Annotated in this window: 22 protein-coding genes and 1 tRNA gene; 3 read left to right on the top strand and 20 right to left on the bottom strand. The window is 69.4% G+C overall.

Translation table 11 applies throughout. From position 1 onward, the window contains the following. Positions 1-22: 22 nt before the first annotated feature. Entirely contained in the window at positions 23-2,695 is a 2,673-nt protein-coding gene (gene polA / locus EII35_RS05765) for a DNA polymerase I (protein ID WP_125227510.1), read from the bottom strand. Between the two features lie 32 nt (positions 2,696-2,727). Here polA and EII35_RS05770 point away from each other — a divergent pair, with 32 nt between their 5' ends. Next, entirely contained in the window at positions 2,728-3,144 is a 417-nt protein-coding gene (locus EII35_RS05770) for a PaaI family thioesterase (RefSeq protein ID WP_260465028.1), read from the top strand. On the opposite strand, the gene EII35_RS05775 is transcribed toward EII35_RS05770, so the two are convergent. Beyond that, a complete protein-coding gene (locus tag EII35_RS05775) occupies positions 3,119-3,706 on the bottom strand; it encodes an ANTAR domain-containing response regulator (protein WP_125227511.1) in 588 nt (195 codons plus the stop codon). The genes EII35_RS05770 and EII35_RS05775 overlap by 26 nt on opposite strands. Before the next feature lie 170 nt (positions 3,707-3,876). On the opposite strand from EII35_RS05775, the gene EII35_RS05780 reads away from it, so the two are divergent. Both EII35_RS05780 and pdxY read left to right on the top strand, forming a co-directional pair. Next, positions 3,877-3,959 (top strand) — tRNA-Leu (locus tag EII35_RS05780). Between the two features lie 46 nt (positions 3,960-4,005). Further along, positions 4,006-4,857, top strand: coding sequence for a pyridoxal kinase PdxY (gene pdxY / locus EII35_RS05785; protein WP_125227512.1), 852 nt, complete (start codon positions 4,006-4,008; stop codon positions 4,855-4,857). Here the strand turns inward: pdxY and EII35_RS05790 are convergent. The 18 genes from EII35_RS05790 to EII35_RS05875 all read right to left on the bottom strand — a co-directional run bounded on the left by EII35_RS05790 (position 4,835) and on the right by EII35_RS05875 (position 24,031). After that, on the bottom strand, positions 4,835-6,199 hold the full coding sequence (locus tag EII35_RS05790) for an MFS transporter (RefSeq protein ID WP_125227513.1): 1,365 nt from the start codon (positions 6,197-6,199) through the stop codon (positions 4,835-4,837). The genes pdxY and EII35_RS05790 overlap by 23 nt on opposite strands. Further along, complete coding sequence (gene pyk / locus EII35_RS05795) at positions 6,132-7,562, bottom strand: pyruvate kinase (protein ID WP_125227514.1); 1,431 nt, start codon at positions 7,560-7,562, stop codon at positions 6,132-6,134. Before pyk ends, EII35_RS05790 begins: the two co-directional genes overlap by 68 nt. Positions 7,563-7,596: 34 nt before the next feature. Then, positions 7,597-8,517, bottom strand: coding sequence for an RluA family pseudouridine synthase (locus EII35_RS05800; protein WP_125227515.1), 921 nt, complete (start codon positions 8,515-8,517; stop codon positions 7,597-7,599). Further along, positions 8,514-9,047 carry a signal peptidase II gene (lspA, locus tag EII35_RS05805; RefSeq protein ID WP_185744196.1) on the bottom strand — a complete coding sequence of 178 codons (534 nt, stop codon included), beginning with the start codon at positions 9,045-9,047 and terminating at the stop codon, positions 8,514-8,516. The genes EII35_RS05800 and lspA overlap by 4 nt, the downstream gene beginning before the upstream one ends. After that, positions 9,011-9,439: a TraR/DksA family transcriptional regulator gene (locus tag EII35_RS05810; RefSeq protein ID WP_125227517.1), complete on the bottom strand. Its 429-nt coding sequence runs from the start codon at positions 9,437-9,439 to the stop codon at positions 9,011-9,013. Before EII35_RS05810 ends, lspA begins: the two co-directional genes overlap by 37 nt. Before the next feature lie 73 nt (positions 9,440-9,512). Then, on the bottom strand, positions 9,513-10,460 hold the full coding sequence (locus EII35_RS05815) for a DivIVA domain-containing protein (RefSeq protein ID WP_185744197.1): 948 nt from the start codon (positions 10,458-10,460) through the stop codon (positions 9,513-9,515). Between the two features lie 119 nt (positions 10,461-10,579). Beyond that, positions 10,580-10,864 (bottom strand): YggT family protein, encoded by a 285-nt coding sequence (locus EII35_RS05820; RefSeq protein ID WP_125227519.1) that lies wholly within the window; start codon positions 10,862-10,864, stop codon positions 10,580-10,582. 4 nt (positions 10,865-10,868) lie between these two features. Further along, on the bottom strand, positions 10,869-11,324 hold the full coding sequence (locus tag EII35_RS05825; protein ID WP_125227572.1) for a cell division protein SepF: 456 nt from the start codon (positions 11,322-11,324) through the stop codon (positions 10,869-10,871). 106 nt (positions 11,325-11,430) lie between these two features. After that, entirely contained in the window at positions 11,431-12,570 is a 1,140-nt protein-coding gene (ftsZ, locus tag EII35_RS05830; RefSeq protein ID WP_125227520.1) for a cell division protein FtsZ, read from the bottom strand. Positions 12,571-12,698: 128 nt separating this feature from the next. Continuing rightward, positions 12,699-13,421 (bottom strand): cell division protein FtsQ/DivIB, encoded by a 723-nt coding sequence (locus EII35_RS05835; RefSeq protein WP_125227521.1) that lies wholly within the window; start codon positions 13,419-13,421, stop codon positions 12,699-12,701. Beyond that, the gene (murC, locus tag EII35_RS05840) at positions 13,418-14,869 is read right to left on the bottom strand and encodes a UDP-N-acetylmuramate--L-alanine ligase (protein ID WP_125227522.1); all 1,452 of its coding nucleotides are present in this window, start codon (positions 14,867-14,869) and stop codon (positions 13,418-13,420) included. Before murC ends, EII35_RS05835 begins: the two co-directional genes overlap by 4 nt. Further along, positions 14,866-15,963, bottom strand: a complete 1,098-nt coding sequence (murG, locus tag EII35_RS05845) for an undecaprenyldiphospho-muramoylpentapeptide beta-N-acetylglucosaminyltransferase (RefSeq protein ID WP_125227523.1) — start codon at positions 15,961-15,963, stop codon at positions 14,866-14,868. Before murG ends, murC begins: the two co-directional genes overlap by 4 nt. Further along, entirely contained in the window at positions 15,960-17,189 is a 1,230-nt protein-coding gene (gene ftsW, locus EII35_RS05850; RefSeq protein ID WP_125227524.1) for a putative lipid II flippase FtsW, read from the bottom strand. Before ftsW ends, murG begins: the two co-directional genes overlap by 4 nt. 111 nt (positions 17,190-17,300) lie before the next feature. Continuing rightward, positions 17,301-18,227, bottom strand: coding sequence for a Mur ligase family protein (locus EII35_RS05855; RefSeq protein WP_125227525.1), 927 nt, complete (start codon positions 18,225-18,227; stop codon positions 17,301-17,303). Further along, a complete protein-coding gene (mraY, locus tag EII35_RS05860; RefSeq protein ID WP_125227526.1) occupies positions 18,224-19,294 on the bottom strand; it encodes a phospho-N-acetylmuramoyl-pentapeptide-transferase in 1,071 nt (356 codons plus the stop codon). The genes EII35_RS05855 and mraY overlap by 4 nt, the downstream gene beginning before the upstream one ends. Further along, the gene (locus EII35_RS05865; RefSeq protein ID WP_125227527.1) at positions 19,291-20,724 is read right to left on the bottom strand and encodes a UDP-N-acetylmuramoyl-tripeptide--D-alanyl-D-alanine ligase; all 1,434 of its coding nucleotides are present in this window, start codon (positions 20,722-20,724) and stop codon (positions 19,291-19,293) included. Before EII35_RS05865 ends, mraY begins: the two co-directional genes overlap by 4 nt. Then, entirely contained in the window at positions 20,721-22,238 is a 1,518-nt protein-coding gene (locus EII35_RS05870; RefSeq protein ID WP_125227528.1) for a UDP-N-acetylmuramoyl-L-alanyl-D-glutamate--2,6-diaminopimelate ligase, read from the bottom strand. The genes EII35_RS05865 and EII35_RS05870 overlap by 4 nt, the downstream gene beginning before the upstream one ends. Continuing rightward, positions 22,235-24,031: a peptidoglycan D,D-transpeptidase FtsI family protein gene (locus tag EII35_RS05875; protein ID WP_395858229.1), complete on the bottom strand. Its 1,797-nt coding sequence runs from the start codon at positions 24,029-24,031 to the stop codon at positions 22,235-22,237. The genes EII35_RS05870 and EII35_RS05875 overlap by 4 nt, the downstream gene beginning before the upstream one ends. Positions 24,032-24,127 lie beyond the last annotated feature (96 nt).

Genomic DNA, 24,127 nt, shown 5'->3' on the forward strand with positions numbered 1-24,127 from the left:
GGCGATCCGGGCCACGCCGCCCTCAGTGGGCGGCGGTGAACCAGGAGTCCCCCACCCCGACGGACACCGCCAAGGGCACCGCCAGATCCATGGCGGTGCCCATTTCATTGCGCACCAGATCCTCCACGGCATCGCGTTCCCCGGGGGCGATCTCCAGGACGAGCTCGTCGTGGACCTGCAGCAGCATCCGGCTCCTGAGATCCGCGGTGGCGAGAGCACGCTCCACCCCCAGCATCGCGAGCTTGATGATGTCGGCCGCGGATCCCTGGATCGGGGAGTTGAGTGCGGCCCGCTCCGCCATCTCACGGCGTTGCCGGTTCGTGGAGTCCAGGTCGGGCAGGAGACGACGACGTCCCAGCAGGGTCTCGGTGTAGCCGACCCGGCTGGCCTGGGCGACGACATCGGCGAGGTAGCGCTTCACACCACCCACTCGGGAGAAGTAGTCGTCCATGAGGGTCTTCGCCTCCGCCGTGGAGATACCCAGCTGGGCGGACAGGCCGTAGGCGGACAGGCCGTAGGCCAGCCCGTAGTTCATGGCCTTGATCCGGGCGCGCATCTCCGGGGTGACGGCCCCCGGCTCGACCCGGAACACCGTCGCCGCCATCTCGGCGTGGAAGTCCCGGCCCGAGGCGAAGGCCGCGATGAGGTCCTCGTCCCCGCTGCAATGCGCCATGAGCCGCATCTCGATCTGCGAGTAGTCGGCGCTCATGAGGGACTCGAAACCCTGGCCCGGGACGAAGGCCGTCCGGATCCTGCGGCCGAGTTCGGTCCGGATCGGGATGTTCTGCAGGTTCGGATCCAGGGAGGACAGCCGTCCCGTGGCCGCGATGGTCTGGGCGTAGGTGGTGTGGATGCGCCCGTCGTCGCCGATCGCACTGAGCAGGGTGTCGACGGTCTGACGCAGCTTGATCCGGTCCCGGTGGGCCAGCAGCGCGGCCAGGAACGGGTGCTCGGTCCTGGCGTACAGCGACTCCAGCGCCTCCGCGTCGGTGGTCCATCCCGTCTTGGTCCGCTTGGTCCTCGGCATGTCCAGCTCCTCGAACAGCACCGTCTGGAGCTGCTTCGGGGAGCCGAGGTTCACCTCGTGACCGATGGCGTCGAACGCGGCCTGCTGTGCCGCCGAGACCGCGTCGTCGAACTCCCGACGCAGCCCCGTCAGCACCTCCTCGTCGACGGCGATGCCGTGCCGCTCGCAGCGCGCCAGGCTCACCTGGAGGGGAAGCTCCAGGGTGCGCATCAGCTCACCCGCCGGCTGCGTGTCCAGCTCCGGCCCCAGCTCCGCCGCCAGTTCGAGGATGGCCCTGGCGCGGAGCATGGCCTCCCGCGCGACGGCACCGTCGTCCTCGTCGAAGAGGGACTGCTGCGGCTGAGCGGCCTCGGCGACCAGTTCCCGCCCCAGGTGGCGTTGCACCAGGTCCGCCAGCTCCTGGCCCCTGACATCGGGGCGCAGGAGATAGGCCGCGAGAGCGACGTCCATGGTCACCCCGGCCAGCTCCCAGCCCCGCGCCCGCAGGGCCAGCAGCGGCCCCTTGCCGTCATGGACGATCTTCTGGCGCTGCTCGTCGGCGAGCCACGCGGCGAGGGCCTGCTCGTCGTCGGGGCTCAGCCCGGCGCAGTCCACCCACGCCGCGGCCGACTCCCCCGCGGCCAGGGCGAGACCCTGGAGATCCCCGGTCCCCGACCCCCACGACCCCACGAAGGCGATCGCCGTGGCGGCATCGGTGTGCTCGTCGAGCCAGGCCCGGACCTCCCCGGGACCGAGTTCGCTCCCCTCCATCGAGAAGGCCGGTTGCCCGGAGCTCTCCCCGTCCGCGCCGGCCGCACCGCCGTACAGCTCGGCCAGCCGATCCCTCAGCTTGCGGAACTCGAGGGCGGCGAACAGCTGCGTGATGGCCTCCCGGTCCCAGTCCTGCCGGGCCATCGCGTCGAGCCCCACCGGCAGTTCGAGGTCCCGCACCAGGTGGTTGAGCCTCCGGTTGCGCCGGACGTCCTCGAGGTGGGTCCGCAGCGACTCCCCCGCCTTGCCGGGCACCTGCTCGGCGCGGGCCAGGATGTTGTCCAGCCCGTCGTAGGTGGTGATCCACTTCGCGGCGGTCTTCGGCCCCACCCCCGGCACCCCGGGCAGGTTGTCGCTCGTCTCACCGACCAGGGCCGCGAGTTCCGGGTACCGCTGCGGCGGCACCCCGTACTTCTCCTCGACGGCGGCGGGGGTCATCCTCATCAGGTCGCTGACCCCCTTGCGCGGGTACAGCACGGTCACGGCATCGGTCACGAGCTGCAGCGCGTCGCGATCCCCCGACGAGATGAGGACCTGGTAGCCCTCCCCCCCGGCCCGGGTGGCGAGGGTCGCGATGATGTCGTCGGCCTCGTAGCCGGGCAACTCCACGTGGACGATGCGCAGCCCGTCGAGCACCTCCTTGATGAGCTCCACCTGCCCGCGGAACTCGACCGGGGAGGCGCTCCGGGTGGCCTTGTACTCCGGGTAGGACTCGTTGCGGAACGACTCCCTGCCGACGTCGAAGGCGACCGCCACGTGGGTGGGTTGCTCGGCGGTGAGCAGGCCGATGAGCATCGAGACGAACCCGTGGACCGCGTTCGTGTGCTGCCCCGTCGAGGTGGTGAAGTTCTCCGGGGGCAGCCCGAAGAACGCCCGATAGGCCATGGAATGTCCGTCGATGAGCAGCAGTCGGTTCACAGGCCCCAATCTACTGTGCGAGACTGACCGCCATGACGATCCCGACACCCGCGGCTGAGTTGCACGAGCGGCTGGACCTCCAGGTCTTGGAGGCCGATGCGCACCGCGTGGTGGGCGTGATGCCGGTCGAGGGGAATCGGCAACCGGCCGGGCTTCTCCACGGCGGAGCGACGGCGGCCATGGTCGAGGGCCTCGCCTCGATCGGCGCCTGGTGCGCCGCCCAGCCGGACCGGCAACCCGTCGGGGTGGACCTCAACGTGACCCATCTCGCCGCCGTCCGCTCCGGTACGGTGACGGGGGTCGCGACCGCGGTGCGGATCGGCACCGGTTCGGCGGTCTACACCGTGGTGGTCACCGACGAGCACGACCACACCGTCGCGCTCGGCCGGATGACCCTCAGGCTGCTGCCCCGACGGGACGGGCTCAGCCCTTCTTCTTGTGCGAGATGACGCCCTCCGCGACCTCACGCATCGACTTGCGCAGGTCCATGGCCGTCTTCTGGATCCACCGGAAGGCCTCCGGCTCGGAGAGCCCCAGCCCTTCCTGCAGCATGCCCTTGGCCTGGTCGATGATCTTGCGGGACTCGAACCGGTCCTCCAGGTTGGCCAGTTCCTCCTCGATCGCCTTGATCTCGGCGAACCGCCCCATGGCGATCTCGATGGCGGGCACCACGTCGGACGCGTCGAACGGCTTGACGACGTAGGCCATCGCCCCGGCGTCGCGGGCACGCTCCACGAGGTCCCGTTGACTGAAGGCCGTCAACATCACGATGGGCGCGATGCGCTCCTCCGCGATGGTCTCGGCCGCGGTGATGCCGTCGAGTTTGGGCATCTTCACGTCCATGATGATGAGATCGGGTTCGAGCTCACGCGCCAGCTTCACAGCCTCCTCGCCGTCCGCTGCCTGTCCGATCACCTCGAATCCCTCGTCGGTGAGGAGCTCGACCAGGTCGAGGCGAATCAGCGCCTCGTCCTCTGCGACGAGCACCTTGGTCGGCCGGGTCTGGCCCATGTCCAAGCTCCAATCTCCGCTCCGGGTACCATCAGGTCACGATGGGGAATCTTCGGGAGAATCCTAGCGCGCGTGACGAGGCCAGACCCCGACGCGCCGACGCATACCCCCCTTTCGGCCAAAGGTTTGGGTGCACCGGCACCTCGTCCTGTGGCACAATGAGCCCCGTTGCCCGGCTGGCGGAATGGTAGACGCGGTTGACTCAAAATCAACTGACCACACGGTCGTAGGGGTTCAAGTCCCCTGCCGGGTACGAGGGGGGGTCCATGGCGCCTCCCATTGGTGGCACTATGTCAACCATGCGATTTCTCTCCATCCAGTCCTCGGTGAGCTATGGCCATGTGGGCAACTCCGCCGCGGTGTTCCCCCTGCAACGCATCGGCGTCGAGGTCATGCCGGTGTACACGGTCTGTTTCTCGAACCACACCGGCTACGGCGCCTGGCGTGGTCCGATGCTGCGCGGGAGCGACATCCGCGACATCGTCACGGGAATCGAGGAGCGCGGCGGCCTGGCCGGTGTCGACGCCGTGCTGTCCGGCTACCAGGGCGGCAACGACATCGGCGACGCCATCCTGGACGCCGTCGCCGCCGTGAAGCGTCACAGCCCCGACGCGATCTACGCCTGCGACCCGGTGCTCGGCAACGCGCGTTCGGGCTGTTTCGTCGCCCCGGAGGTGCAGAACCTCATCCGCGACCGGGTCGTGGGTCGGGCCGACCTCATCACGCCGAACCAGTTCGAGCTGGGCTTCGTCACCGACACCACCCCCCGGGACCTCGACTCCACCCTCGACGCGGTGGACAAGGCGTTCAGCATCGGCCCATCCACGGTGCTCGTCACCTCCGTCGAACTCCCCGAGAACGGTGAGGAGAGGCTCTCGATGATCGCGGCCCGCGCCGACGAGGCCTGGCTCATCACCACACCTCGACTGCCCATGAAGTACAACGGCTCCGGCGACGTCACCGCGGCCCTGTTCACTGCGCACCTGCTCGGTACGGGTTCGCTGTCCGAGGCCCTGGAGCGGACGACCTCGAGCGTGTTCGGGATGCTGGAACGGACTCTGGCGGCGGGAACCCGGGAGTTGCAGCTCATCGCTGCTCAGGACTCCTTCGCGGCCCCTGCATTGCAGTTCAGGGCGGAACGGATCCGCTGAAGGCCTCCCGTCCCCGCCAGAAGGGACCGGTGGCGACGGGAAGGACCCCGACCAGGCACAGGGCGACCCCGATGGCCATGGTCGGGGCGATCCCCAGCCAGCCCGCCAGCGTGCCACCCAGGAAGGCCGCGAGCGGCACGACCCCCCACACCACGAAACGCACACTCGCGTTGGTACGTCCCAGCAGACCCGCGGGGGTGATGCGCTGGCGGTAACTCACCTGGGCGATGTTGTACTGCAGCATGAAGACGCTGCCCAGGACGCTGTGGACGGCCATGATCGCCAGAGCGGCCCGCCCACCGACCACGGCCGCCAGCGGTTGCAGCACGAGCAGCAGCGCCGCCCCCGTCACGCCGATGACGATCATCCGGCCCTCGCCGATGCGCCGTGACATCCGTCTGCTGGCGATCGCCCCGACGAGACCGCCGACCCCGCCCAGGCCGAACAGCAGGCCCATGACCTCGGGCCCGAAACCGAGATGCCGGAGGATGAGGACCGCCAACGGCGTCCCCACCATCGTCTGGCCGAGGTTGAACAGGCACGACGTGGCCACGATCCGCCGGAGCCGATCGTCCCCGAAGACCCACGCCAGTCCCTCCCGGATGGCGGCCCCAACCGGCGGACGATGCCCCTTGGGCGTGGGACGCTCGCCGTCCCTGGTGCGCAGCAGGGCCACGAATGAGCCACAGATCCCGGTGACGGTCGCCAGGAGCGCCAGCGGAGCCGCCAGGAGCGCGACGAGCCAGCCAGCGACGGCCGGCCCCACGATCCGTGACAGCTGCTGGCTGGCCTCAAGCCTGGCGTTCGCCTCAGGGATCCGCAGGGGACCCACGAGGGCGGGCACGTAGCTCTGGTAGGAGACGTCGAAGAACACCGAGCCGACGCCCAGCAGGAACGAGATGACGTAGAGGTGGGGCAGTTCGAGCCGGCCGAGGAAGAACAGGACGGGGACGAGGACCAGCAGCAGCGCGCTGACACCGTCGGCGGCGAGCATGACGCGACGCTTGCGCAGCCCGTCGATCCAGGCCCCGGCGGGCAGGCCGATGAGCAGGAACGCGAGGACGGACGTCGCCCGCAGGTAGCCCACCTCGGCCTCGGTGGCCCCCAGGGTCAGGATCGCCAGGGTGGACATCGCCACAGGGGTGATCTGGGAACCGAACTGGTTCAGCGCCTGCCCGCCCCAGAACGTCAGGAAGTTGCGGTCCCGCCACAGACTGGGGGACGCGACCGACGGGGGAGGCCCCGCAGGACCTCCCCCGTCGCCGTGTTCAGGATCAGAGATCGATCTCGCCCTTGACCTTGACCTTGTGGACCCGCAGGTTGTTGGTCTTGCCGGGAACACCCATCGGGGATCCCGACAGGATGACGATGCGTTCGCCGACCTCGATCATGCCTCGCTCCCGCAGGTACGAGTCGACGGTGTCAACCATCTGCTCCTGCACGGTGAAGTTCGGCGTGATGTGGGTCTCCACACCCCAGGTGAGGGTCATGTTCTGCTGGGTGGTCTTCTCGGGGGAGAAGACGAGCAGCGGAATGGAGGGACGCAGCCTGGAGAGACGGCGGGCCGTGTCACCCGACTTGGTGAACGCCACCAGGTAGCGGGCACCCACCCGCTGGGCCACCTCGACGGCGGCCTTGGCCAGGACACCACCAGTGGTGTGGGGGTCCCACTCGATCGCATTGATCTCGGCATGCCCCTCCCGTTCCGTGTTCTCCACGATCCGGGCCATGGTCTGCACCGTGATGACCGGGTAGTCACCGACCGAGGTCTCACCGGAGAGCATGACCGCATCGGCACCATCGAGAATGGCGTTGGCGACGTCCGAGGCCTCCGCGCGGGTCGGGCGCGGGGCGGAGATCATCGACTCCAGCATCTGGGTGGCGACGATGACCGGCTTGGCCCACTTGCGGGCGGCGCGGATGATCTTCTTCTGAACCAGCGGCACCTCCTCCAGCGGGAGCTCCACGCCGAGGTCGCCACGGGCCACCATGAAGGCGTCGAAGGCGTCGATGATGTCCTGGAGGTTCGAGATCGCCTGCGGCTTCTCCAGCTTCGCGATGACGGGCAGGCGACGCCCCACCTCGTCCATGATCTCGTGGACCCGCTTGATGTCGTCGCCGGTGCGAACGAAGGACAGGGCCACCATGTCGATGTCCTTGGTGAGCGCCCAGCGCAGGTCACGCTCGTCCTTCTCGCTCATGGCGGGCACGGAGACCGCCACACCCGGCAGGTTGATGCCCTTGTTGTTCGACACCGTCCCGGCCACCATGACCTCGCACACAACATCGGTGTCGCTCACCTGGACGGCACGCAGACCGACCTTGCCGTCGTCGATGAGGATGTGGTCGCCGGGCTTGACGTCCCCCGGCAGGCCCTTGAAGGTCGTGGAGCAACGCTCCTTGTCCCCAAGGATGTCCTCGATGGTGATCGTGAAGCGGTCGCCGCGTTCCAGGAAGTACTTCTGGTCCCCGGCGAACTTGCCGAGACGGATCTTGGGGCCCTGGAGGTCGGCCAGGACGGCGACCGTGCGCCCGGTGATCAACGCGGCCTCACGGACGGCGTTGAGGCGACCCTCGTGCTCGTCGTAGTCGCCGTGGCTCATGTTGAGGCGGGCGACGTTCATGCCCGCGTTGATGAGTTCGACCAACCGGTCGGTGGTGTTCGCGGACGGACCCAGGGTACAAACGATCTTAGCTCTACGCACGGCTACAGCCTATCGCGAAGATGCTGGGGCACGCCTAGTCGTGGCGCACGACACGCAATGCGTTCGCAAGGTCGTCGGGCAGCGGCGACTCGAAGGTGACCCAATCCCCCTCGACCGGGTGCTGGAATCCGAGCTGGACCGCGTGGAGCCATTGCCGTTCCAGCCCCAGCCGGGCCGCCAACTGCGGGTCGCACCCGTACAGCGGGTCGCCGCAGCAGGGGTGTCCGATGGCCGCCATGTGCACCCGGATCTGGTGGGTGCGCCCCGTCTCCAGGTCGATCTCGAGGAGGGTGGCGGCACGGTGGGCCTCCAGGGCCGTGTAATGGGTGATGCTGTGCCTGCCCCCCTCCACGATGGCCATCTTCCACTCGTGTCCGGGATGCCTGCCGATGGGGGCGTCGATCGTGCCGACGAACGGATCGGGGTGTCCCTGCACCAGCGCCTGGTAGGTCTTCTCGACCGCCTTGTCCCGGAACGCCTGCTTGAGCACCGAGTAGGCCCGCTCCGACCGGGCGAGGACCATGAGGCCGGAGGTGCCGACATCCAGTCGGGACACCACGCCCTGGCGTTCGGGAGCCCCCGACGTCGCCACCGAGATCCCGGCTGCGGCGAGGTGCTCCGTCACCGAGGGACCGTCCCACCCCAGGCTGGGATGGGCGGCGACCCCGGGAGGCTTGTCCACCACGACGATGTCACGGTCCTGATGGATGACGGTGAGCCCGTCGGCGAGCCGCGGCTGCACGACGACGTGGTCGGGTCGGGGTTCCGCGACGAGTTCCAGGAGCGCGCCCGCCGTCACCCCCTGGGAGGCCTTGGCGACTGGCCGGCCGTCGAGGAGCACTCCCCCGGCCGCGATGAGCTCGCCCACCCTGGACCGGCTGTACCCCGACATCCGGGCCAGGGCGACGTCGACTCGCTCGCCGTCCAGGGGGTCAGGCACGAGCAGGACACTCATCGGGCCTCCTCGGCCTCCTCCTCCTTGGCGGCCGGTGCCCGCAACGAGGAGAGGATGAGCAGGCCCGCCGCGACCGTGATGCAGATGTCGGCGATGTTGAAGATCGCGAAATGGGGCAGCTGGATGAAGTCGACCACGTGTCCCTGCAGCACGCCGGGGGGACGCAGCAGTCGATCGTGGAGGTTGCCCGAGATGCCCGCCATGAGCAGGCCGAGCAGCAGCGCGTGGAAGACGGTGCGAACCCGGGGCAGCCCCACGACGAGGCAGGCGATCATCGCGGCCATGGCGAAGATGCTCAACGCGACCGTGAAGGACGTGCCCAGTCCGAACGCCGCCCCGGGGTTGAACACCAGGGTGAAACGCAGCACCGTGCCCACGACCTCGTGGGGCACTCCCGGGGTGAGGGAGTGCAGCACCTGGACCTTCGTCGCCTGATCGATCCCCAACCCCACCAGCCAGACACCCACAGCCAGCAGGACGAGGGGGCGGCGGGTCAGCGTCGTTCCTCCCTCTGCTTGCAGGTGACGCACAGGGTGGCCCTCGGGAAGGCCTGCAACCGGCCCTTGCCGATCGGCTCCCCGCAGATCTCGCACAGCCCGTAGTTGCCCTCGTCGAAGAGGTGCAGGGCCAGCCGCGCCTGATCCGCCATCTCCCGGGCGTTCTGCGCCAGGGAGAGCTCCTGGTCCCGCTCGAAGTTCGACGAACCGACGTCGGCGGGATCCCGCCCGGCGCCGTCGTTGCCGTGCAGCAGCAGGTCGCTCAGCTCCTGATCCGAGGCAGCGACCTTCTTCTCAAGGCGTTCCAACTCGTCGACCAGGTCCTCACGCTGTTCCCTGATCTCCTCGTCGGTCCAGGGCGATTCGCCGTCCCGGATGGGCAGCGACTTCGGAGCCTCCGGCTCCTCAGCTGTCGTGGTTGCCATGATGATCCTTGAATTCAGAAAGACTGTCCGGTGGAGACTACACCTCCACCGGACAGTGTTCCACGGTTGACGCTCAGGCCCGGAGATCCTGGTTCGCCAGCGCGTCGAGACGCGGGGTGCGGGAACGCTCGGCCAGCTCCGGGACGTCGAGCGGCTCGGGCAGGTCGCGGTCGAGACCCTCGAGGTGACGTCCGACGTAGTTGCGGAGGTTGTCACGGTACGTGGCCTCGAAGCCGCGCAGGGCCGCCACCTTGCGGGTGAGGATGGCCTGCTCGCGCTCCAGCTCGGCGAAGAGCTCGGCACGACGACGGTCGGCCTCGCCGTTGACGCGCTCCGCCCGCTCCCGGGCCTCACGAGCCATCTGCTCGGCGTTCACGCGGGCCTCCGACTCCACCCGGTCGGCCTTGGTCCGCGCGTCGATGGTGATCTCGGAGGCCTGACGCTTGGCCTCGTCGAGCTTGCGCTGGGCCTCCGTGTTGGCCTCCTCCACGAGCTTCTCGGCCTGCTCGGTGGCCAGCGAGACGAGCCTCACGACGGCCGGGGTGGCCTCCTCGCGCGTCGCGACGGTGAGGGTCTCGGCCTTGCCGGAGATCTGGCTCACCTGCGCGGTGCGCGCCTCGTCCAGCTCGCGACGGAGCCGGTCGTTCTCGGAACGCAGGCGCTGGTTGTCCTGGGACAGCTGCTGCACCCGGCCGTCGTCGGAGACCGGCAGCGGTGTCATGACCTGGGTCTGGTTCTGGGCGTTGGTCACCTCGGCGCGCAGGCGGTCGACCTCGGCGCGCAGCGACTCGATCTCCTGGTCCTTGACGGCGATCGTCCGATCGTCGAACCCCGGGGCGACACTCGAGTTGCGGGCCGCCTCCGCCTCGCGGCGCAGGACCTCACGCTCGTTCTCGAACTGGGCGAAGGACTCCTCCACCTTGTCGATGAAGGTGTCGACATCCCCCACTTCGTAACCGGTGGCCCCCCGCCGTGCCATCCGGAATCGGACTCGTCGAACCTCTTCCAGGGTCAGGCTCATTCTCATCTCCCAGTTCGTAGAAACTCAGACCCAATGCTGAGAAACATTGGGGTTGGCGTTCAGGTTACTCTAATGTTCGCGTACGTCCAACGTGAGTTCAAGGGGGAATCGGCGGGAAATCACACCGGGAGGAGCACCACGAGCCAGATCAACCCTTGAACCGCCAAGAAGAGGACGAGAACCGCGAGATCGAGGGACACCCCTCCCAGCCGCACCGGCTTGATGTGACGCTGGAGGAGGCGGATCGGCGGATCCGTCACGAAGTAGATGCCCTCGACCAGGACGAGCACCGGACCGCGCGGGGTCCACTGCGGTGCCAAGAGGGGAACCCAGGAGAGCAGCACCCGTCCCAACAGGACGAGCAGGTAGACCCTCAGCAGCCAGATCAGGATGAGCGAGATCACAGGCTCAGCTCTGGTTGAAGAACCCGCCGGTGGCGAGACGTTCCTTGTCCTCGGGGCCCACCACGAGGTTGTGCGGGCACAGCAGGAACACCTGGCTGGAGACCCGCTCGATGTTGCCCCTCAGCCCGAAGATCAGCCCGGCGGCGAAGTCCACGAGCCGCTTGTCCTCACCGGGCTCCATGTCGGACAGGTTCATGATGACGGGGATGCCGTCGCGGAAGTTCTCCCCGATGGCGCGCGCCTCGTTGTAGCTGCGCGGACGGACGTTGACGATACGGCTGATGTCGGCCACCTCCGGGGCACTGGCAACTTCCTGGACCACGGGTTCGGGACGACGGTGGGTCGAGCGCGGAGCAGGCTTCACCTCGGAGGGTTCGTACTCCTCGTACTCCTCGGCCACGTACTCCTCGGAGAGCTCGTCCCTGGCGTCGTTGTAACGACCGTCCTCGACGATTCCCATCCACTCGGCAATCTTTCGAACGCCCACTTGTCACCCTCCTCGTGTGTGAGGACGAGCCTACCCGCAAGCGCCGACGGGTCCGGGCTTTGCCCGGCCCGACACGCCGTCACTTCATGAAGTCGGGCACGTCCAGCTCGTCGTCGTCCACGACGGGGGCGGGACGGGGCTGGGGTTCCACGCGCACCGAAGGCATCGGCGCCGCGTGCGGCGGGGCCGTCCGGACGGGCGGGACGACCGGAGGGGCGGGGCTCCGTTGGCTGCGGGTGTGCTCCACCCTGGGCAGCCGCGTCTGGGGCGTGCCGCCGTCGAATCCGGCCGCGATGACCGTGACGCGGACCTCGTCCCCGAGGGCGTCGTCGATGACGGTGCCGAAGATGATGTTCGCCTCGTCGTGGGCGGCCTCCTCGATGAGCTGGGCCGCGGCCGAGACCTCGAACAGGCCCAGATCGGAGCCACCCGCGATCGACAGCAGGACCCCGTGCGCCCCGTCGATGCTGGCCTCAAGGAGCGGCGAGCTGATGGCCATCTCGGCCGCCGCCCTCGCCCGATCCTCACCACGGGCGGACCCGATGCCCATGAGGGCCGAGCCCGCCTGGCTCATGATGGACTTCACATCCGCGAAGTCGAGGTTGATGAGGCCGGGCGTGGTGATGAGGTCCGTGATGCCGGAGACGCCCTGCATGAGCACCTGATCGGCCTGCTTGAACGCGTCCAGGATGGCGACCTGGTGATCGGTCATCTGCAGCAGTTTGTCGTTGGGGATGACGATGAGGGTGTCGACCTCCTCGCGGAGCTGCTCGATACCCGAGTCCGCCTGGGTGGCGCGGCGCCGCCCCTCGAAGGAGAACGGGCGGGTGACCACACCGATGGTGAGGGCGCCGAGGGATCGCGCGATCTTGGCGACGATGGGCGCGGCCCCCGTGCCCGTGCCGCCGCCCTCGCCCGCGGTCACGAAGATCATGTCGGCACCCTTGAGGGCGTCCTCGATCTCCTCCGCGTGCTCCTCCGCGGCCTGGCGTCCCTTGGACGGGTCGGCTCCCGCGCCCAGCCCGCGGGTCGACTCGCGACCGATGTCGAGCTTCACGTCGGCATCCGACATCAGCAGCGCCTGGGCGTCGGTGTTCACGGCGATGAACTCCACCCCGCGCAGCCCAGCCTCAATCATCCGGTTGACGGCATTGACGCCGCCGCCGCCGACACCGACGACCTTGATCACTGCCAGGTAATTCTGAGATGCGCTTGCCATGGGACCGCCATTCCTCACTTAGTAGTCGAAAGTAGGCTAGGCGGCGTTTCCTCCTTGTTCCAACAACCATGCCGATTGGAGCCGAAATCACCTCAACCCAAGGTTGAGGGTTTGGGCTCCGGGCGTCGTCAGCGCGTTGTGGGTGCGCCGGGCGCGGACACGTCGTAGACGGTGGCCTCGACCTGCAGGAGCACCGACAGGACCTGGCCCTTGACCTCGGACTGGTCCGCGCTGCCCCAGACGACGGTGTCACCGTCGTCGAGTCTGATCTCGATCTGGTCCACGGCCTGGGCCCGCACCAGGGTGATGCGCTCCCCCAGCACCGGGGCGGCGGTGGCGATGACCGTCGCGACATCCCCCAGGAGACGCTGGTCGGGCTCGCCCTCGACCTGGGCGATGACGGAGCCGGGCGGCACCTCGCCACCCTCGTGGAAGACCACCCCCTCCTCATCCACCCATCGCAGGACGTCGCCGTCGGTCCACGCGTAGGCCAGCTGGCGCTCCGTCACGGTGATGTCCACCGCGTGGGGGAACCGCCGCCCCACTTCGACCGAGCGCACCGCGGGCATGGCCGCGACACGGTCCCGCACCGCGCTGAGGTCCTGGGTGGCCAGCGGACGCCCCAGCTCCACCCCGGCGGTCTCGAGGACCTGTTCCTCGGTGAGCAGCGAGGTTCCTGAGACGGTGACCTCCTTCGTCGCGAAGACCGACGAGAACCCGAGCAGCCAGGTCGCCGTGCCCGCCAGGAGCAGCACCAGGACGACGAGGCCCACCACGATCGACCTCGTGAGCCGTCGCCGGCGACGCCTGGCCTGGCGGGCGGAGGCGAACTCGCCCGGGGTGGCACTCACCTGGCCTCGGCCTCCGGCCGCTGCGCGAGGAGCGGCGCCAGCAACGGGCCGACGATCGTCACATCACCGCACCCGAGGGTGATGATGAGGTCACCGGGTCGTGCGATCTCGTTGAGGGCGTCGGGAAGGTCGTACTTCTCCACGACGTAGACCACCTCGCGGGCGCCGTGCCGCTTCGCCGCCTCGACCACCAGCTCGCCGGTCACGCCCGGGATCGGATCCTCACGGGCCCCGCAGACGTCATTGATGACCGCGATGTCGGCCAGCGTCATGACCTCGCCGAACTCGTCGGCGAAGTCGACCGTCCGGGAGTAGAGATGGGGCTGGAAGCACGCGATGAGCCGTCCGGGCAGACCGGTGGCCTCGTTGCCCGCCTCCGTGGCACGGCGTGCGGCCGTGAGCGCGGCCCGGATCTCCGTCGGGTGGTGGGCGTAGTCGTCGTAGACCCTGATCCCGGCGGTGTCCGTGATGAGCTGGAACCGTCGCAGCGTCCCCTCGAACCGCCCCAGCGCCTCCACGGCGGCGTCGTGGCCGAGCCCGAGGATCCTGCCGACCGCGTAGGCGGCAGACGCGTTGGCGAGGTTGTGGTTGCCGGGGACCTGCAGCGTGATCGGGCCGGAGTCGTCCCCGTGGGTGAGGGTGGCGGTCACCCCGTTGCCCGCCGGGCGGACATCGGTGATCCGGACGTCGGCGTCGTCGGCCTCGCCGTAACGGATGACCTGACGCCCCTCGGCCGCGAGCTCGTCCGCGAGGGCACGGGAGCCCGGATCGTCGACGTTGATGACGACCCACTTCACGCAGGATTGCGTGGCGAAGTCCCTGAACCCGCGGGCATAGGCCTCGGGGGTGCCCCAGTTGACCAGGTGATCCGCCTCGATGTTGGTGATGACCGCGATCTCGGTCGGGTACTGCAGGAAGGAGCCGTCCGACTCGTCGGCCTCGACGACGAAGGCCTCACCCTGACCGATGGCGGAGCTCGCCCCCGTGGTGGACAGGGGGCCCCCGATGACGTAGCTCGGGTCCGCCCCGGCCTCGCTGAGCATGATCGCCGTCATCGCCGTGGTCGTGGTCTTGCCGTGGGTACCCGCGACGGACACGCCACGCTTGCCGACCATGAGCGCGGCCAGGGCGGCGGAGCGGTGCCACACCCGAAGCCCCCGGCGTCGGGCCTCCATGAGTTCGGGGTTGTCCTCGCGGATCGCGGACGAGATCACCACCGTCCGCGCGTCACCGAGCTGGGCGGCGTCATGGCCGACGTGACACGTGATCCCCGCGCGACGCAGCGACGCGAGCGTGGACGAGTCGGAACGATCGGAGCCACTCGTGGGGACCCCCAGGTCCGCGTAGAGGTGGGCGATGCCGCTCATCCCCGAGCCACCGATCGCGATGAAGTGAACGGGGCCCACCTCGGTGGCGGGGATGACCTCGATCGGGTTCAGGAGGGTCACTTTTCCTCTTCTCTACGAATGGACTGGAGTGCCTGGCGCGCGAGGACGTCGGCGGCGTCAGCCGGCGAGTGCGGGCGGGCCAGGTCACCCATGCGGGCGAGTTCGTCGGGATCGGTGATCCTGGGGACGATCACCTCGACGAGTCTAGCGGGGGTGAGCTCCGCTTCAGGGAGCATGACGCCGGCACCGTCGGCGACCAGCCCGGCCGCGTTCCGCGCCTGCTCACCGTTGCCCCACGGCAGGGGGATGAACACGACGGGCAGCCCGAGGACCGCGGTCTCCATGACGGTGCCCGCACCGGCCCGACCCACCATGAGGTCGGCCGCCCGGTAGGCCTCGATCATCGCGTCGACGTAGGCGACGGGGACGTAGCGCCCACCCGAGGGGTCCTCGATGACGACGTCCGCGTCGGTGAAGTTCTTGCCGCCGAGGACGTGGAGGATCTGGATCCCCCGGGAGAGCAGTTCCGGCACCGCCTCCCGCAGCGCCTCGTTGATCGCCCTGGCCCCCTGCGAGCCGCCGCTGACCAGCAGGGTGGGGCGGCTCGGGTCGAGCCCGAACCGGGCGCTGGCCTCCTCACGGGTGAGCGTCGGTGCCGTGATGGAACGGTTCATGGGCATCCCGATCCGCACACCGCCACGGATCTCGGTCTCGGGGAAGGTGTACCCGGTGAAACTCGCGAAACGCGCAGCCACCTTGTTCGCGATCCCGACCACCCGGTTCGCCTCGTGGACGCACACCGGCACCCGGAGGGTCCGGGCGGCCAGGTACGCGGGAATCGAGACGTAACCGCCGAAACCGACGAGGACCTGCGCCCGGGTGCGCCGCAGGATCGCCCGGGCCTCGCGCACGGACTGCAGCAGGTTCCAGGGCAGCTTCACCAGGTCCAGGTTGAGTTTCCGGGGCATCGGCACCGGCCGGATGAGTTCCAGCGTCAACCCGGCCTGCGGGATGACGCGGGTCTCGAGCCCCTTGGCCGTGCCGATGCAGGTGATCTCGACCCCCGGGTCGAGCTCCTGCAGGGCCTGCGCCGTCGCGATGAGGGGGGAGGTGTGCCCGGCGGTCCCACCGCCGGCGAGGACGACCCGGCTCACGAGTCCGACCCCGCGGCCAGGACGCTGGTCATGCGCGGACCGGATGCGCGTTTGCGACTCGCCAGATAGGCACGTGCCCGGGGTGTGTTCCGGGCACAGGCGAGCAGGACGCCGATGGCCATGAGATTGGCCATGAGAGCGGAGCCCCCGGAGGAGATGAAGGGGAGCGGGACACCGAGCACGGGGAGCAGATTCATGACCACCATGATGTTGACGAGGGCTTGCAGCAGGAACCAGCTGGTGATTCCCGCCGCCACGAGACGATTGAACATCCTGTCGGATTGGAGGGCCACCTGGAAACCGCTGCGCGCGAGAAGAGCGAACAGCCCCAGCACGAGCAGCACCCCGAACAGCCCCAGCTCCTCCCCCAGCACGGCGAAGACGAAGTCGGTGTGGGCCCCCTCCTTGAGCCCACCCCACTTCTGCTTGCTGGCGCCCAGCCCCAGGCCCCACCAGCCGCCGGAGGCCAGCGCGTAGAGGGCCGCCATCGGCTGGGAGGCGAGGTCCGTGTTGCTCTGGGGGTCGAAGAAGATCATGAACCGGGCCATCCGGTTGGGGGATCCCATCACGAGCACGACCACGATGCCGATGACCGCCAGCACGGCCGGGGCGAGGAACCTCAGTGGGGCACCGACGAAGAAGACGAGACAGAAGATGATGGCACCGAAGACGAGCCCCGTCCCAAGGTCCTTGCCCGCCAGGATCAGCACGAGCAGCGTCAACGCTCCCGGGGCGAAGGGGACGAACAGGTCCCACGGGTTGTGGAGCTTCGTCCGGTTGCGGTGGTAGACGGAGGCCCCCCACACGACGAGCCCGAGCTTCGCGAACTCCGAGGGCTGGATGGTGAGCAGGGTCCCGATCCGGATCCAGTTCCGGTTGCCGTAGATCTCGAATCCCAGCGGGGTCTGGACGAGGATGAGGCCCACGCAGGCGACGAGCCAGCCGACGTTGCCCAGCCGCCTCAGGAGGTCGGGACTCATCCGGCTGAGCGGCACCAGGAGCACGAGGGCCACCACGAGGAAGATCAACTGCCGGATCACGAAGTAGTACGGCGACTCCCCCTGCGCCAGGGCGATCACGGCACTCGAGGAGAGCACCATCATCGTCCCGATGGCCGTCAGGATCACGGTGGAGAAGATGATGAGGTGATGATCGGCCATGGGCGATCGGGCGAAACTCCTGACGAAGGAGTCCGCCGGGCGCGCGGCCACGGTCGTGCTGGACATCTCACTCCTCGGACGCGGAAGGGGAAGACGGACGGCCGGCGCCCGCGTGCCATCCTTCCTCCATGGTCGTGGCTACGGGGGCGATTGGGGCGGAGATCGGCCGCGTGTCGGTCAATCCGTGGTCGAGCCGAGCAGTCCCGAGCGGATGGCCTGCGCGGGAGTCCCGACCCCGCGGGCCAGTGCCGCCGCCGCGCAGACGATCCCGACCCGGCCCGCCGCGTCGTCGACCTTCGCGAGTTCCAGGGCGGATCGTTGCCGCTGGGCGACGAAGGCCCGGTCGACGATGAGGTCATCGACCACGCCAACCATCGAGACGGCGGGGATGCCGGTGGTGAACCCGACGGCGCGCGCCCCCTCCGTGACCTCGGCCTCCTCGACCATCCGTTCCGTGGCGGGGTCCTCCACGTTGTAGACGCAGAAGTTCGTGACCCGCTCGTAGACCGTCGCCAGGTCGTCGGCACGCTCCCCGGCATCGAGCACCGCGGCGGAGTGGAGGGCGAGGGTCTCCACCCCCTGCAGTTGGTCGGCGGAGAGTTCCACCACGAGGACGTCCGACGGGGCGTCGTCAAGCACCGCCTCGACCACGGGACGACCGCGCGAACCGGCCTCGGCCACCCGCATCCCGGCGGCACGGAGCATGGCGCCGACCAGCCGCACCACCTCGACCCGCTCCGGCGAGCCGGTGACCCCGAGCCACGGGACAAGAGGGCGCTCCTGCTGAAGTCGCCAGGCAAGCTCCACCTCACTCCACACCGGCACCCCGAGTTCCGCCGCCCGCACGGCCAGGGGGGCGGAACGGTCCCAGCCGGTGGAGAGCACCAGCACGTCCGTCCCCTCCGGCAGGGCGGCGGTGGCCCCCTCCCCCAGTCGCACGTCGACGTCGAGGGTGCCCAGCATGGCGGCCGGTTCCGTGAGGTTCGGGTCGTCGTCGAGGACCGTGACCTCCGCACCGAGCAGGACAAGCGCATCGGCGGCTGCCAGCCCGGAGCGCCCGAGACCGGCGACGACCGCGCGCCTGCCGTCGAGGCGCGCACTCACTGCCCCGCCACCCATTCGGTGTAGAAGATGCCGACGGCGCTGGCGACGCACAGACCACAGATGATCCAGAACCGGATGACCACCGTCACCTCGGCCCAGCCCAACAGCTCGAAATGGTGGTGGATGGGCGACATCTTGAAGATGCGCTTACCCTTCGTGAGCTTGAAGTAGCCGACCTGCAGGGCGACCGAACCGGCCTCCATGACGAAGAGGAAGCCCATGACGACGAGCAGGAGTTCGGTGCGGGTGAGGATCGACATCCCGGCCAGCGCCGCACCGATCGCCATCGAGCCGGTGTCCCCCATGAAGATCTTCGCGGGTTTGGCGTTCCACCACAGGAAGCCGAAGCACGCGCCCGCCATCGCGAAGGCGACCACGGCGAGGTCGTAGGGGTCCCGGACCTCGTAGCAGAGGGGACCGGAGCTGGAGCTGCGACCACACCACTGGTTGAACTGCCAGATGTTGACCAGGGTGAGGGCAGCGAAGACGAGCGTGGCGCTGCCCGCCAGCAACCCGTCCAGACCATCGGTGAGGTTCGTGGCGTTCGGCCAGGCCATGAGCAGGAAGACGATCCACAGCACCGCGAGGAAGAAAGGCAGGTGCAGCCACGGGATGTCCCGCAGGAAGGAGATGAACTGGGAGGCTGGGCGCAGACCGCGTTCATCCGGGAAGTTGAGGGCCAGCACCGCGAAGGTGCCGCCGATGAGGAACTGGCCGACGAGCTTGCCCCGGGCCGTGAGACCCAACGAGCGCTCCTTCGAGATCTTGGCCCAGTCGTCGAGGAAGCCGAGGAAGCCCATCGCCGCGGTCACCCCGATCAGCAGCAGCCCGGAGACCGTCACCGGTTGCCACAGGATGAGATGGGCGAGGAAGTACCCCACCACGACGGCGCCGACGATGACGACCCCACCCATCGTGGGGGTGCCGCGCTTGGTCAGGTGCTCCTGGGGGCCGTCGTCGCGGATGAACTGGCCGTACTGCCGTCGGATGAGGAACGTGATGAACCTCGGGGTGACCAGGAGGCTGATGAGCAGCGCCAACCCACCCGCGAGCAGGATCGTCTTCATGGCTTCTCCTCCCCCACCGCAGCGGCGACCTCGGCGGCGACCCGCTCCAGGCCGATCCCCCGGGATCCCTTGACCAGCAGCACGTCACCGGGGGCGAGTGTCAGGGCGCAGGCCTCCTCACGGCTGCTGCACCGGGCGGCGACCCCGGCCGCGGAGGCCGCCGTCACGACCGCCTCGGCGTGCTCCCCCACCGCCAGGATCTCGTCCACGCGAAGGTCCGCGGCCAGCTCACCGACGGCCGCGTGCAGGGTGTCCGACAGGGGGCCGAGCTCCAGCATGTCCCCGAGGACCGCGATGAGCCTGGCCCCGGGGTGGCGTTGCCGCTGCACCGCGACCAGCTCGCTGGCCGTCCGGAGCGCCGCTGCCATCGAGTCGGGGTTGGCGTTGTAGGCGTCGTTGAGGACCAGGCGGTCCTCGGCGAGCCGCAGCAGCTCCATCCGCCAGCTGGAACGGGGCTGGGCGGCGGAGAGCCTCTCGGCCGCGAGGGCGACGGGCATCCCGACGCACACCGCCGCGGCGGCGGCGGCGAGCGCGTTGCTCACCTGGTGCCGACCGATGACCTGGAGATCGACGGGGGCCTCCTCGGTGCGCCCCTCGCGGGTCACGCGCAGGGTGAAGGAGGCCTGCGAGGTGGGGCCGCAACGCACGTCCCGGGCGCCGACCTGCATCGCACCGTCGGGAAGGTCCCCCTCCCCGAACCAGACGAGACGCGCCCTCGTCCGACTCGCCATGCCGCGGCACGCGGGATCTTCGCCGTTGAGAACGGCCCAGCCCTCGGGGGCGAGGGCGGCGATGATCTCGGACTTGGCGGCGGCCGTCTGCTCGATGCCGCCGAACTCCCCCACGTGGGCGGTGCCGATGTTGAGCACCACCCCCACGTCGAGCCCGACCAGGGACGTGAGCCAGTCGATGTGACCGATGCCCCGCGCCCCCATCTCCGAGACGAGGAAACGCGTGGTGGGCCCCACCCGGCAGGCCGTCACGGGAACGCCGATCTCGTTGTTCTGGCTGCCCACGGGGGCCACGGTCCCCCCGAGCCCCTCGAGCAGCTGGGCGAGCAGGTCCTTCGTCGAGGTCTTCCCGGAGGAGCCGGTCACGCCCAGGCTGACCATGCCCGCTGCCCGGGCCTCACGCACCACGCCCCTGGCCAACCAGGACAGGCCCTTGACGGTGTCCTCGACGAGGAGGTGCGGCACCGGGGCATCCGTGACCCGCGTCGCCAGGATCGCGGCGGCGCCCGACTGCACCGCGGTCGGCGCGAAGTCGTGGCCATCCACCCGCTCACCCGGAATCGCGACGAACAGGGAGCCGGGGGTCACGTGCCGGCTGTCCAGGATGACGTCCGGCCCGACCTCGACATCATCGCCGAAGACCTCAACGGGAGCCGGCTGCATGAGCTCGACCAGTTCGCTGAGCCGCCTGGCCCTCATCGATCACGTCCTTCCGTCTGGCGCCAGACATCCTGAGCCACCAGTGCATCGTCGAAGGGGTGAACCCGGCCCTGGATCTCCTGGCCACGTTCGTGTCCCTTTCCGAGGATGGCAACCACACTACCGTCACCGGCCGTGGTAAGGGCGAACTCGATGGCGCGGCGCCGGTCGTCCACCTCGTGGACACGAGCCCTGAGGCCATGGGAACCGCTCAACATCTGTGCGCGGATCTCGTCGGGGGGCTCGGTCCGGGGGTTGTCATCCGTGACGACGAGGACGTCGCTCAGCTCCGCCGCGGCCCGCCCCATGAGTGGGCGTTTGACCTTGTCCCGGTCCCCGCCGCACCCGAGCACCGTCACGACCCGCGGGAATCCCTGGAGGGCCTCCAGGGTCGCGGACACGGCCTGCGGGGTGTGCGCGAAGTCGACGACGACGGTGGGGGCGCCGTCGGGGAGGTCCAGCACCTGCATCCGTCCCGGGACCTGCGCGTGGCGCAGTCCCTCGAGGATGACCTCCGGGTCGATGGCGGCGCGGTGCGCCATGGTGAAGGCGATGGCCGCGTCGATCATGTTGTGCCAGCCCGGCATGGCGAGTTCCAGCGGGAACCGACCCGCCGGGGTGTCGAGCACCGCACGCCCGCCCAGGGGATGGACGGGCTCGAAGGCGCTGAGGCGATGGTCGGCGTCCCGGGTCGTGCCGACGGTGTGGACGGGCAGGCCGTGCCCCCGGCACCGACGGGCCACCTCGACGCCCCGCTCGTCGTCGACCCAGACGACCGCCTGCCGCACCCGCTCCGGGCTGAACAGGGACGCCTTGGCCTCGAAGTACTCCTCGAGGCTCGCGTGGAAGTCGAGATGGTCGCGCCCCAGGTTGAGGAAGGCCGCCACGTCGAAGGTGAGGGAATCGACCCTGGCCAGGGCCATGGCGTGACTGGAGACCTCGAGCGCGACGCTGTCCACGCCGGCCTCCAGATAGCGGGCGAGGAGGCCCTGCAGGTCCGGGGCGTCGGGGGTCGTGACCGTCGCCCGCTCCGCCTCCAGGGTGTCCCCGTCCAGCCGGAACCCGAGGGTGCCCACCGTGCCCACCCGGTCACCCCGGGCACGCAGGATGGACTCGAGCAGGGCCACGGTGGTGGTCTTCCCGTTGGTCCCGGTCACCCCGAACAGCCGGAGCCGGTCCCCGGGGCGCCCGAACACCCGGGCGCTGATCTCGGCCGCGTCCGCGCGCAGTCGCCCGCTCACCAGGACCGGGACGTCGATCTCCCCGACCATGTCCCGGCCCTCGGCGTCGGTGAGGATCGCCGCCGCGCCCGAGGCCACGGCCTGCCGGGCGAAGCGCGCACCGTGGGTGCGGGCGCCCGGCAACGCGACGTAGATCTCGCCCGGCCGGACCAGCCGCGAGTCGATCCGCACCCCGGAGACCGGGGTCGGCACACTCGGGCCGACGAGCCCGAGCCCGGCGACGACCTCCGCAAGAGGCGTCCCGAGCACGTGACGGGGTCGCAACGTACTCATTCCCAGGTCAGCGGCTCGTTGCGGGCCGGCGTGGTCGACGGCAGGACGTTGTACCGCGGCAGCGACATCTGGAGGATGCTGTTCACCACCGGCAGGGCCAGCTGGCTGCCGAGGTTGCCGTTGGTCGGGCGGTCCAGCACCACGTAGACGAGGATCTGCGGGTTCTCCGCCGGGGCGACACCGACGAACGACGCCGTGTAGCCGTTGTAGCAGCGGCAGTTCGCGTCGTAACGCTGCGCCGTGCCCGACTTCCCCGCCGTGCGGTACCCGGGGATGGCCCGTTCCCCGTCACCCACGCCGGTGATGACGGACTCCATCATCTCCACCACCATCGACGAGGCCTCCTTCGAGATCACCCGACGTGAGGTCGGCTCGGCGAGGGCGATGGGGGTGCCGTCGGCCTGCGACGCGGACCGCAGCACGTGCGGCTGGTGGTAGACCCCACCGTTGACCGCCGCGGACAGGGCGCCCGCCATCTGCACCGCGGACACGGAGAGCCCCTGCCCGAAGGAGATCTGGTCCCTCGTGTAGTCCGCCATGTCCGGTGCGGGCAGCTGCCCGGCCGTCTCGGCGGGCAACCCGGATCCCGGCTTCGAGCCGAGACCGAACTCGGTGAGGTACGAGTGCAGCTTGTCCTTGTCGAGCTGACGGGCCAGCTGGATCGTGCCGATGTTGGAGGACTGGGCGACGACCCCCCGGGCCGTCAGCTGGATGGTGCCGTGCTCGAAGGAGTCCGACACGTACCCGCCGCCCGAGGCGATCCGGCTCGGCACCGTGAGCTGGGTGTCGGGCGTGACGAGTCCGGAATCCGCGAGGGCCGCCATGGTGAGGACCTTCTGCGTCGAGCCCGGCTCGTAGGCGGCGCTGACGGCACGGTTGCCAAGGTCGCTGACGTCGGCGTCGCCCGGCTTGGAGGAGTCGAAGCTCGGCGCGTTCGCCAGCGCCAGGATCTCCCCGTTGTTGACGTTCATCACGAGCGCGACGCCCGTGGCGGCGCCCGACTGCCGGATGCTCTCCGCCAACCGCTGCTCCGCGAACCACTGGAGGTCGGCATCGAGGGTCAGCGTGTAGGAGTTGCCGTTGACGGGTGGGGTCAGCACGTTGGTGCCGAGCGGGATGCGTCCGTACGTGGAGCGGTCGTAGACCTCGGAACCGACGGTTCCCGCCAGCTCCTGGTCGAGGGACCCCTCGAGACCCGTCATCCCCGTGCCCTCGCCGTTGACGAAGCCGATGACGTTGCTGGCCAGCGTGCGGCTGGGGTAGGTCCGGATCGGATCGGGTTCCGCGTAGAGCCCGTACCAGCGGCGCTTGCCGTCGCCGTCGATGCCCTTGCGCATGTCGGCCTCGATGCGCATCCACGTCGCGGCGGGGACCTTGCGCGCCACGACCTCGTACCGCGAGTTCTCCTTGAGCAGGATCTCGAGGTACTCCTCTTCGGAGCCACCGAGGTGGGTGGCGAGGATCTTGGCCACGGCGGCCGGGGCCGCCTCGGCCTCCTGCTGCTTCTTCTCGCTCATCGCGTAGCGCTTGTCGGCGCCGTTGGTCTGCACCTGGTCGGGGTCGACGGTCACCCTCATCGCGGCCTCGGCCCCGGCGAGGACGACCCCATTGCGGTCGACGAGGTAGCCCCGCTCGGGCAGGAGGTCACGGGTGTTCTGCATCTTCGCGGCCGCCTCGGCGGCGAAGGCCTGCGAGTCGAAGGCCTGGAGCTGGACGGCCCGCACCACACAGCCCATGAGCATCACGGTCAGGGCCAGCATGAACACGCGGATCCGGAACCGGGACCGCCCCACGGGCAGGTGGACGCCCTTCCGGTAGCGACGGCCACGGTTGCGTGCCGGTGAGGTCCTGGAGGTGCCACGCGCGGTGTCACGACGCGGAGCGGGTCG

The sequence above is a fragment of the Arachnia propionica genome, from assembly GCF_003932785.1.
Lineage (GTDB): Bacteria > Actinomycetota > Actinomycetes > Propionibacteriales > Propionibacteriaceae > Arachnia > Arachnia propionica_B.